The organism is Streptosporangium sp. NPDC001681 (assembly GCF_040298085.1).
Classification (GTDB): Bacteria; Actinomycetota; Actinomycetes; order Streptosporangiales; family Streptosporangiaceae; genus Streptosporangium.
Genome location: NZ_JBEOZN010000087.1, coordinates 33,185 through 43,102 on the forward strand (window position 1 = coordinate 33,185; position 9,918 = coordinate 43,102).

A 9,918-nucleotide genomic window follows, 5' to 3' on the forward strand; every position below is an offset into this window, starting at 1 on the left:
CGCACATGATTCTTAAAGTGTCGTGCATCTCTGGTAGGACAGGTTCTGTCGTGTCACGCCTGACGGGAGCTTCCGATGGACTACAGCGAGTTCAACGACGACGTCGACGGTCTCTACCGTGGGGAGTACGCGGGCCTGCCCATCGTGAGCCTGCGCCCGCCGGGGGCGCCCATGCCCGCGGCGGGTGAGGCGGCGTGGCGTCTCTCGGTCCACGTCTACGACGCCAAGGAGACCTTCGAGGAGCACTTCGCGCGCTTCGTCGAGACCGTCGACACCACCGAGGTCAGGGCGATCATCGTCGGTGGCTGGGGTGAGGCCTACGAGGTCGACGCCTCGGGCCCCATCCGGCTGCTGGCCGAGCACGCGGCGCGCCTTCCCAAGCTGCGATCGCTCTTCTTCGGCGCGATGCCCTCGGAGGAGTGCGAGATCTCCTGGATCGTGCAGAGCGACGTCACCCCGCTGCTGGAGGCGTTCCCGTTGCTGGAGCGACTGGAGGTGCGCGGCGGCACCGAGCTGAAGCTGCGGCCCCTCCGGCATGACAACCTCAAAATCCTCCGGTTCGAGACCGGCGGCCTGCCTCCGGCCGTGGCCAGGGCGGTCGGTGCGAGCGATTTTCCCGCGCTCGAATATCTGGAGCTCTGGCTCGGGTCGGAGAACTACGGCGGCGACACCACCGTGGCGGACCTGGAGGCCATCCTGTCCGGCGAGCGGCTGCCCGCGCTCAGGCATCTCGGTCTGCAGGACAGCGAGATCCAGGACGAGATCGCGGCGGCCGTCGTCTCGGCCCCGGTGCTGGCCCGGCTGGAGTCGCTCGCGCTGTCGATGGGCACGCTCACCGACGCGGGCGCCGAGGCGCTGCTCGCCGGCCGGTCGCCGGCCCACCTCAGGCGGCTGGACCTGCACCACCACTTCCTGAGCGACGCCATGGTCGAGCGCCTCAGGGCGGCGTTCTCCGGCGTCGAGCTCGACCTGTCCGAACAGGAGAAGCCCGACGACGACTGGTATTACGTCGCGGTCTCCGAATGACCGCGCTCGCCGTCGTCGGCACGCCGGGGGAGCGGCGGGTGGCCATGTTCGCCGACGCCTGCGTCCGGCAGGGACTGCGCGAGCCCGCGGTCCTGCCGTGGACGTCCGTGCTGCGCGGCGCGGAGATCCGGATCGAGCCGGAGACGCTGGTACGGATCGACTCGCCGGGGGAGGACGCGGAGACGGACGAGCTGTTGCGCGGAGGCGGCGAGCCGTCCCGGGTCGGCGGTGGGGCCCGCTGGCACGCCGCGTTCGTCGCCGGGGCGGCGCGGGTTCGCGAGGCCGTCGGCCGGGCTCCGGGGGCCGTGCTGCTCGCCGACGTCGAGGACATCTCGGTGATGTTCGACAAACGACGCTGCCACGCCAGGCTGTCGGCGGCCGGGGTGCTGGTGCCGCCCGCGCTTCCCGGACCGATCCGCGGCTATGCCGAGTTGCGCGAGCGGATGGGCGAGGCCCGCTGGGGGCGGGTGTTCGTCAAACCTGCCCATGGCTCGTCGGCCTCGGGGGTCGTCGCCCTGCACGCGTCGGGAGACCGGGTCAGGGCGGTGACCTCGGCGGAGCTGACCTCCGGGGGGCTGCGCAACTCCCTGCGGGTCAGGTGCTACGAGGACGAGTCCGACCTGGCGGCGATCGTCGAGGCGCTGGCCGGAGACGGGCTGCACGTCGAGCGATGGTTTCCCAAGGCGAGCCTCGGCGGGCGCGCGATAGATCTGAGGGTGGTCGTCGTGGACGGCACGCCCACCCACGCGGTCGTCCGCACGAGCCGGGGGCCCATAACTAACCTGCACCTCGGCGGTCTGCGCGGCGACCTCGGCGAGGTCAGGGCCGGACTCGGCGCCGAGGGATGGGAGCGGGCCCTGGAGGTCTGCGCGCGGGCGGCGGCCTGCTTTCCCGGGAGTCCGGCCGCCGGGGTCGACCTGATGGTCGGGGCCGACTGGCACGATCTCGCGGTGGCCGAGGTCAACGCGTTCGGCGACCTGCTGCCCCGGCTGGAGGGCCTGCCCGGTAGCGGCGCGGAGGGCCTCGACACCTACGGTGCCCAGGTCCGCGCGATCCTCGCCCGGCACTCGCCGCAGGGGGCGGGGAGAACCGCGACCCGGGCGGTGCCGTGACCTCGGGGGCGAAGGCGGGGCCGATGCGTGACATGAACGAGATCGTGGGCAGCCACGACCTGCTGCTGGTAACGCTCGACACGCTTCGGTACGACGTGGCGGAGGAACTGCTGGCGGCGGGTCGGCTGCCGAATCTCAGCAGGGCACTGCCGGGCGGCCGGTGGGAGCGGCGGCACAGTCCGGGAAGCTTCACCTACGCCGCGCACGCCGCGATCCTCGCCGGTTTCCTGCCCACCCCGATCGAGCCGGGACCGCATCCCCGCCCGTTCGCCGCCACGTTCCCCGGGAGCGAGACCACGGCCCCGGGCACCTGGGTGTTCGATGCGCCCGATCTGCCCGGCGGGCTGGCCGGGGCGGGATACCACACGGTCTGCGTCGGCGGGGTGGGGTTCTTCAACAAGCTGACCCCGCTCGGGTCCGCGCTGCCGGCGATGTTCGCCGAGAGCCACTGGGAGCCGGGGTTCGGGGTCACCTCGCGGACCTCGTTCGAAGCGCAGATCGCATGCGCCGAGCGGGTGGTCACGGGGGTGGACGGTCCGGTGTTCCTGTTCGTCAACGTGTCGGCCCTGCACCAGCCGAACTGGTTCCACCTGCCGGGCGCCACTCGCGAGCACGGTGACAGCCGGCGGAGCCACGCCGCCGCGCTCGAATACGTCGACCGGCACATCGGCAGGCTGTTCGCGCTGATGAGCGAACGGCGCCCTGGGTTCGCGATCGTCTGTTCCGATCACGGCACCGCCTACGGTGAGGATGGATACGTCGGGCACCGGATCGGTCACGAGGTCGTCTGGACCGTGCCCTACGGTGAGTTCACGATGGAGCGGGGGGAGTGGCGTTGACTCCGAGTCCTGGCCGGATGCCAGAAGTGGTGGACGGCGAGCGGGGCGCACCCGCACCGCCGCCGCCGGACGCCGCCTCACCCGAGGCGGGGCCGTATCAGGGGTACGTCTACGCCTACCCGCACAAGACCGCCTACCGGCCGCTCGATCCACGTCCGCCACTGGCGGAGGTGTGGGCCAGGGAGCCCGTCGACCACCTCTTCCTCTACCTGCACATCCCGTTCTGCGAGATGCGCTGCGGATTCTGCAACCTGTTCACCCGCACCGGCGCCCCCGAGGAGCTCGTCGACGCCTATCTCGGCGCGCTGGAACGCCAGGCGAGCGCCGTACGGGGCGCCCTGAACGGCCCCCGCTTCGTGGCGGCGGCCGTCGGTGGCGGCACGCCGACCTATCTCAAGGCCGCCGAGCTCACCAGGATGTTCGACCTCGCCGAGCAGATCATGGGCATCGACCTGCGGGCCGTCCCGATGGCCGTGGAGACCTCCCCGGCGACCGCGACGGCCGACCGGCTCGCGGTCCTCGCCGAGCGGGGCACGACCCGCGTCTCGATCGGCGTGCAGAGCTTCGTGGACGCCGAGGCCCGCGCGGCGGTCAGGCCGCAGCGGCGGCAGGAGGTCGAGACGGCGCTCGGCCGGATCCGCGAGGCCGGGTTCGAGACGCTCAACCTCGACCTGATCTACGGCATCGACGGGCAGACGGAGGCGTCCTGGCGTTACTCGCTGGACGCCGCGCTCGCCTGGAAGCCCGAGGAGATCTACCTCTACCCCCTGTACGTCCGCCCGCTCACCGGTCTGGGCCGTCGCGCCCGCGACTGGGACGACCACCGGCTCACCCTCTACCGTCAGGGTCGCGACCACCTGCTCGCCGCCGGGTACGAGCAGATCTCGATGCGGATGTTCCGGCTGCCGGGGCGGTCGAGCCCCGCCGAGTACAGCTGCCAGAGCGACGGCATGGTCGGCCTCGGCTGCGGTGCCCGCTCCTACACCTCTCATCTGCACTACTCCCACGAGTACGCGGTCGGCGCCGGCCAGGTGCGCGCGATCATCGACGACTACGTGCACCTGGCTTCCGAGGAGTTCGCGGTCGCCAATGTGGGTTTCCGGCTGGACGAGGAGGACCGGCGCCGTCGCCACCTCATCCAGTCGCTGCTCCAGGCCGACGGGCTCGATCCCGCCGCGTACCGTGCCCGCTTCGGAGCCGGGGCCGAGGCCCACTTCGGCGAGGAGCTGGAGCGCCTGACGGCTGGGGGCCTGCTGGAGCGTGACGCGCCGCCGCCGGGCGGCGAAGGGGCGCGCCCCGGGTGGCTCCGGCTCACCGCCGAGGGGCTGGCCCGCTCCGACGCGATCGGTCCCGCGCTGTTCTCCGGCAGGGTCCGCGCGCTGATGGCCCGATACGAGGAACGGTGACAGGCTTGGCCGACTCACCCGGCGCCCCCGCCTCCGGAATCCGCCACCTGCCGCTCCTGCCGGGCAGGCCCGGTGGATCAAGTGATCCGAGCGCCGGCGGCGAGGGTCTCGATCACCTGACGATCCTCTACCGGGGGCCGCTGGCGAGCTGCGACTACGACTGCCCCTACTGCCCGTTCGCCAAACGGCGCGACAGCCCGGAGCAGCTGAGCCGGGACCGGGCGGCGCTGGAGCGGTTCACCGCCTGGGTGGCGGGACGGGAGCATCCGGTCTCGGTGCTGTTCACCCCGTGGGGCGAGGGCCTGGTCCGCTCGTGGTACCGCCGGGCGATGGTCGAGCTGAGCCACCTTCCGCACGTGCGGCGGGTCGCCATCCAGACCAACCTCAGCTGCCGGTCCGGCTGGCTGGCCGAGGCCGACCTGGACACGCTCGCCCTCTGGGCGACCTACCATCCCGGCCAGGTCACCCACGAGCGCTTTCTCGCCCGCTGCCGCGACCTGGTCGCGCGCGGGGTCCGTTTCAGCGTCGGCGTGGTCGGGCTGCCCGAGCACCTCGGCCATGCCCGCCGCATCCGGGCCGACCTGCCCGCGGAGGTCTACGTCTGGGTGAACGCGGCGGAGGGCACCGCCTACACCGATGACGAGGCCGCCGACTGGACGGCGATAGATCCGCTCTTCCAGCACAGCCGGACACCGCACCGGAGCGCCGGCCTGCCCTGCCGTACCGGCGACAGCGTGATCTCCGTCGACGGCGACGGCACCGTGCGGCGCTGCCACTTCGTCCCGGCCGTGCTCGGAAACCTCTACGAGGGCACGTTCAGGCCGAAGGCCATGGCGTGCCCGGCGGCGATCTGCGACTGCCACATCGGCTACGTGCACCTGGAGGCGACCGGCCTCTACGACGTCTTCGCCGGGGGAGTCCTGGAACGCATCCCCGCCCGCTGAGGTCGGATGACGAACGGTCACAGGATGTTCCGCGACTGAAAAATGGCGGCGCAAGAGCCGTGCCGCCTCGTCAGGCAGATGCCGCCCCCCTGTCATCAAGCCGCCTCCGGATGACTCCCGGCAGCCAGGCGAGTGCGAGAACCGCCACGAACACCGGAAACCAGGCCAGCCGGTGCAGCAGCCAGACCGGCTCGTCCGGCACGGCCAGCAGGCCGGGGACGTCGCCGAGGCGCAGGGCGGCGACGGCGATCACGGCCGGCGCGCTCTGGTGCCACAGGAAGAGCGTCATCGCCGACAGGTTGGCCAGCGCGACCGTCGCCCACAGCCGGGGACGCCGCATCAACCGGGCCAGCGGAGCGCGCGCCAGCAGTGCCGCCCCCACCTGGGCGAGCCCGAAGCAGACCGCCGCCAGGGTGGGCGGCGCCAGATTGGAGACCGCGGCCCCGGTCACCCCCACCATGCTCGCCGGATACCCGAACCCGGTGACCAGCAGCGCCGCCCCGATCGCCCCACCGGCCAGCAGACCCACCGCCACCCGGCGCGAGCCGAGCAGGCCGTTCGCCCAGGCGATCCCCAGCGCGTACGGCACCAGCCAGCCGGCCGCCAGGTTCGCCCATCCCAGCCAGGCGGGACCGCCGAGCCAGAACCTGGCCAGGTCCACCCCGAGCACCACCGCGAACGCCACGGCGGCCGTGACAGCCGGATGCGCCCGCAGGAGCAGGGGAGTGGCCGCGGTCAGCGCGGCGAAGACGGCCAGGAACCACAGCGGCCCCACCGCCGGGAGCACCATCGACCTGATCAGCCCCACCGGTGCCCCGCGCAGCGCCATCCCCGTTGCGATTCCCGTCCAGACCAGGGCGAGCGGTACCACCGGTCCCAGCAGCCTCCCTATCCTGGCCCGCACCCACGCCCCCGCCGGATACGCCTCGCGGGCAACCCCCGCTGGAGCGCGCGATGCGGTGGGGGCCGCGGAGTCCGGCCTGAGGGCCGCCGGGCGGAGGCCGCGCGCCGCCGCGTAGCCGCCGACGAAGAAGAACACCGCCAGTGTCTGGAACACCCAGGACAGCGGTGTCAACGCCGGCAGGTGGCTGAGCGGGCTGGCCATGTACACCGCCCCCGCCGGGCCCGGCGCCCACGCCGTCACCAGCCAGTGCCCCAGCACCACGCCCAGGATCGCCAGCGCCCGCAGCGCGTCCACCCCCCTGTCCCGGCCGACCGGGGTGGCCGCCTCGATCCCGGCCGTGAGGCTAGCCACCGGACACCTCGCCGCCTCGGCCGAGGGCGATCAGGGTCAGGTTGCGCAGCGACTCGCTGCCCGGCTTGAGATAGTCGTCGTGCCCGGCGGCTTCGGTCCCGAACGGGTGGGCGCCGAAGGCCGGGGCGGCGGGATCGGGGCCGAAGCCGAACGGGCCGATCCGGAGTTTGGGCACCTCGCGCATCCAGTCGAGGGCGCCGCTGCCCACCCACAGACGGGTGCCGCCCAGCTCGGCAGCCGAGGAGACGCCCAGTCCCGGGCTGCCGAAGACGGCCGTGTCGGCGACGCCGGAGGCGGGTACGGCCCCGGCGCACACCACCGAGCCGTAGCTGTGGCACAGCAGGCTGACCCGCTTGCCTTCCAGGGCTCCGATGACGTAGCGCCGCAACTCCACCGCGCCCCGCTCGGCGGCCCCGTCGGTCATCACGCGAAGGCTGAGCATCGCCGGGCTGTCATAGCCAAGCCAGGCGACCACCGCCAGCCTCGCCCCCGGATCCAGCGCCCGGGCCTCGGCCAGCACCGCCCGCGCCCCTCCCCCCGGCGTGTTGTACCGCTTGGCCCTGCCGCCGTCGAAGGTGGCGGCCGTGGTGTCGGCCCCGGGGACGATGACCGCGACGTACTCGGCCGCGGCGAGATCGCCGTAGACCCGGACCACCCGGTCGCCCACGGGCGGCGGGACCGTCATGTAGGCGAGCGCCGTGGCGACGGCCACGACGAGCGTGCGGCGGAACATGCGAGCCTCCTGTCCGGCCTGCGGGATTGGACAGGAGGCTAGGAACCGCGGCCCGTCGATCGCGTCACCCCGGGGAGGTGTCTTCGCGATCCCTCTCGGGGGTGATGCGGGCTCACCCGGCGAGCGAGGCCGGCGCCACCAGGACCCTCAGGCCGGAGGTGAGAACCCGGCCGGGGCGCGAGTGTCCGGTGACCGGTCGCGTCTCCACGCGAACCGTTCGTCGTCCGGTGCGGTGTCCGGCGGGCGGGGGGAAGACGACTCCGGAGGCCCCGAAGCGCCGCGGATTCATTCGCCTGGGCGGACCAGGCCCGTCTCGTAGGCGTGGACGATCGCCTGGGCGCGGTCGCGCAGGTTCAGCTTCGTGAGGATCCGGCCCACGTGGGTCTTGACGGTCTGCTCCGACAGGATCAGCTCCTCGGCGATCTCCTGGTTGGACCTGCCCCGCGCGATGAGCGCGAGCACCTCGGTCTCGCGCTCGGTGATGTCGTCCAGGCGCCCACGCGGGCGGCGCGGGCCGACGCGGGCGAACTCCGCGATCAGCCGCCGGGTCACCGAGGGCGCCAGCAGCGCCTCCCCGGCCGCCAGCACCCGTACCGCCTCGGCCAGCTGCTGCGCCGAGGCGTCCTTGAGCAGGAACCCGCTCGCCCCGGCCCGCAGCGCCTCGTAGACGTAGTCGTCGAGGTCGAACGTGGTCAGAATCAGGATCCTCGGGGTGGGACCGGTGGATTCCATGATCTCCCGCGTCGCCGCGAGGCCGTCCATGACCGGCATCCGCACGTCCATCAGCACGACGTCGGGCCGCAGTTCGGCCGTCCGGGCCACGGCCTCGCGCCCGTCGGCGGCCTCGCCCACGACCTCGATGTCCGGCTGCGAGCTCAGGAAAACGGTGAAGCCGGTCCGTACCATGCCCTGGTCATCGGCTATGAGCACCCGGATCGTCATCGAATCTCCTTGAGCGTGGAGACCCCGGGCTTCGGCCCGGGGCAGGAGGTCAAGCGTTCCCCGTGATCGGCAGTATGGCGGTGACCGCGAAGCCCGCCCCGACCGGCCCGGCCCACAGGCTTCCGCCGAGCATGGACACCCGTTCCCGCATCCCGATCAGGCCGTGCCCCATGCGCCGGGGTTCCCCGGGGGAACGGTGCCCGGCGTCGTTCGTCACCTGGACGTGCAGCTCGGCGCCGTACCGGGCGATCCTCATCGAGACGGCCGAACCGGGTGCGTGCCGCATGGCGTTGCTGAGTGACTCCTGGGCGATCCGGTAGGCGGACAGGCTCACCGCCGTGGGCAGCCCCGTCAGGTCACCGCCCACCTTGAGCGTCACGGTGAGCCCTGCGGAGCGCGCGGTGTCGACGAGTTCCTCCAGGCGGCCGAGGCCCGGCTGCGGCGCGATGTCCGCGTGCCCGTCGTCCTCCCTCAGCACGCCCAGTACGCGGCGCATCTCGGTCATGGCCGCGAGCGACAGCGCGCGGATCTCTCTCAGTCCTTCCTCCAGGCGCTCCGCGTCTCCGGCCGCCCGCAGCGGAACGGCCTCCGCCTGGATGGCGATCACCGACATGTGGTGGGCGACGACGTCGTGCAGTTCCCTGGCGATCCTGGCCCTCTCCTCCAGCACGGCCTGTCCGGCCAGGGCCTGCCGGCTGCGCTGCTCCTCCTGGGCCAGCAGGCCGATGGCCAGCCGCCGGGCACGCACGTTGTGGCCGAACAGGACGGTCGCCGTGACAATGCCGGTGACGACGGTCAGCGAACCGGGGTAGATCATCCAGGCGACGAGGACCGAGACGAGCCACACGCCCACGGTGATGTGCCGCTCCGAGCGGACCGCGACCGCGTAGACCACGAGCGCGTACATGATCGCGGTGTTCATGTTGTACGGGGGGTCGATCAACTGCCGTGAGACGACCGTACCCAGGGGGATCAGCACGGCCGCCGCCCGCCAGGCGGCCAGTGGCCACCGGCTACGGAGCGCGAGTGGCAGGGAGAAGGCCAGGGCCGTGAGCATGAGCCAGTCCGGATCGAGCGGGGAGTTCACCCGGACCGCCACCTCCTGGAGCATGGAGAGGCAGGCTTTGAACAGTATGAAGGTCAGCGCCAAGTCGGCCAGCAGGACCAGGTCGATCGTCCGGAACGGCAGCAGCCCCAGCGCCCTCGGCATGCGGGGGCGGAGGCGGCGTGACCGGAGGCGGCCGGCCGGATCGGCCGCCCCGGTCACCAGCGCCTCGACGAGGGGATGGGCCAGTCGCGCGGCGGCCTCCCGTACCGGCCGCGCGTGCCGTGCGAGGGCCTGCCGCGCGGAGCTGGGGATCACCCGGATCAGCCTAGGCGGCGCGGCCGTGGTCCGCGTCCCACCAGGGGGTGATCTTCAGTGTCACCCGCCTCCGGGCCGCGGGGCACGGCCGGGACGTCCACCGTGACGGAACCCGCACCATCCGGTGGGCTCAGGTCGTGCCCAGGCCGCGCAGCACGAAGCCGGAGACCATCTCCGCGGCCTCCTCGGGCGTCACCGCGCCGTCACCACGCTGACCTGGCCGGTAACCCGTCTCCTGCGCCGGTACGGCTGGCCTCCAGCCCTGGCCGCGTCGGCCGTGACCCTGCTGTTCCTCCTG

Annotated in this window: 9 protein-coding genes; 5 read left to right on the plus strand and 4 right to left on the minus strand. The window is 72.7% G+C overall.

The window, feature by feature from the left end; genetic code table 11:
• The first annotated feature begins 75 nt into the window (after nt 1–75).
• From ABT130_RS31860 to ABT130_RS31880, 5 genes are read left to right on the plus strand one after another with little or no spacing between them, the layout of a single operon-like run.
• Nucleotides 76–1,026: an STM4015 family protein gene (locus ABT130_RS31860; protein ID WP_350961633.1), complete on the plus strand. Its 951-nt coding sequence runs from the start codon at nt 76–78 to the stop codon at nt 1,024–1,026.
• Complete coding sequence (locus ABT130_RS31865) at nt 1,023–2,138, plus strand: STM4014 family protein (RefSeq protein ID WP_350961636.1); 1,116 nt, start codon at nt 1,023–1,025, stop codon at nt 2,136–2,138. Before ABT130_RS31860 ends, ABT130_RS31865 begins: the two co-directional genes overlap by 4 nt.
• A gap of 23 nt (nt 2,139–2,161) precedes the next feature.
• Nucleotides 2,162–2,977: an STM4013/SEN3800 family hydrolase gene (locus ABT130_RS31870; protein ID WP_451934940.1), complete on the plus strand. Its 816-nt coding sequence runs from the start codon at nt 2,162–2,164 to the stop codon at nt 2,975–2,977.
• 17 nt (nt 2,978–2,994) lie between these two features.
• Nucleotides 2,995–4,383 (plus strand): STM4012 family radical SAM protein, encoded by a 1,389-nt coding sequence (locus ABT130_RS31875; protein WP_350961639.1) that lies wholly within the window; start codon nt 2,995–2,997, stop codon nt 4,381–4,383.
• A gap of 56 nt (nt 4,384–4,439) precedes the next feature.
• On the plus strand, nt 4,440–5,327 hold the full coding sequence (locus ABT130_RS31880) for an STM4011 family radical SAM protein (protein ID WP_350961655.1): 888 nt from the start codon (nt 4,440–4,442) through the stop codon (nt 5,325–5,327).
• A gap of 70 nt (nt 5,328–5,397) precedes the next feature.
• Here ABT130_RS31880 and ABT130_RS31885 read toward each other — a convergent pair whose 3' ends face one another.
• The 4 genes from ABT130_RS31885 to ABT130_RS31900 all read right to left on the minus strand — a co-directional run bounded on the left by ABT130_RS31885 (nt 5,398) and on the right by ABT130_RS31900 (nt 9,620).
• Nucleotides 5,398–6,582, minus strand: a complete 1,185-nt coding sequence (locus tag ABT130_RS31885) for an acyltransferase family protein (protein WP_350961642.1) — start codon at nt 6,580–6,582, stop codon at nt 5,398–5,400.
• Complete coding sequence (locus ABT130_RS31890) at nt 6,575–7,315, minus strand: alpha/beta hydrolase (protein ID WP_350961644.1); 741 nt, start codon at nt 7,313–7,315, stop codon at nt 6,575–6,577. The genes ABT130_RS31885 and ABT130_RS31890 overlap by 8 nt, the downstream gene beginning before the upstream one ends.
• Nucleotides 7,316–7,600: 285 nt before the next feature.
• Nucleotides 7,601–8,257: a response regulator gene (locus ABT130_RS31895; protein ID WP_350919539.1), complete on the minus strand. Its 657-nt coding sequence runs from the start codon at nt 8,255–8,257 to the stop codon at nt 7,601–7,603.
• A 49-nt stretch (nt 8,258–8,306) separates the two neighbouring features.
• Nucleotides 8,307–9,620 (minus strand): sensor histidine kinase, encoded by a 1,314-nt coding sequence (locus tag ABT130_RS31900; RefSeq protein ID WP_350961647.1) that lies wholly within the window; start codon nt 9,618–9,620, stop codon nt 8,307–8,309.
• Nucleotides 9,621–9,918: the final 298 nt, after the last annotated feature.

Bases quoted from the DNA above. Each gene is read 5' to 3' on its own strand.
- ABT130_RS31860 (WP_350961633.1), top strand. From the start codon at position 76: ATGGACTACAGCGAGTTCAACGACGACGTCGACGGTCTCTACCGTGGG.
- ABT130_RS31865 (WP_350961636.1), top strand. From the start codon at position 1,023: ATGACCGCGCTCGCCGTCGTCGGCACGCCGGGGGAGCGGCGGGTGGCC.
- ABT130_RS31870 (WP_451934940.1), top strand. From the start codon at position 2,162: ATGCGTGACATGAACGAGATCGTGGGCAGCCACGACCTGCTGCTGGTA.
- ABT130_RS31875 (WP_350961639.1), top strand. From the start codon at position 2,995: ATGCCAGAAGTGGTGGACGGCGAGCGGGGCGCACCCGCACCGCCGCCG.
- ABT130_RS31890 (WP_350961644.1), bottom strand. From the start codon at position 7,315: ATGTTCCGCCGCACGCTCGTCGTGGCCGTCGCCACGGCGCTCGCCTAC.
- ABT130_RS31895 (WP_350919539.1), bottom strand. From the start codon at position 8,257: ATGACGATCCGGGTGCTCATAGCCGATGACCAGGGCATGGTACGGACC.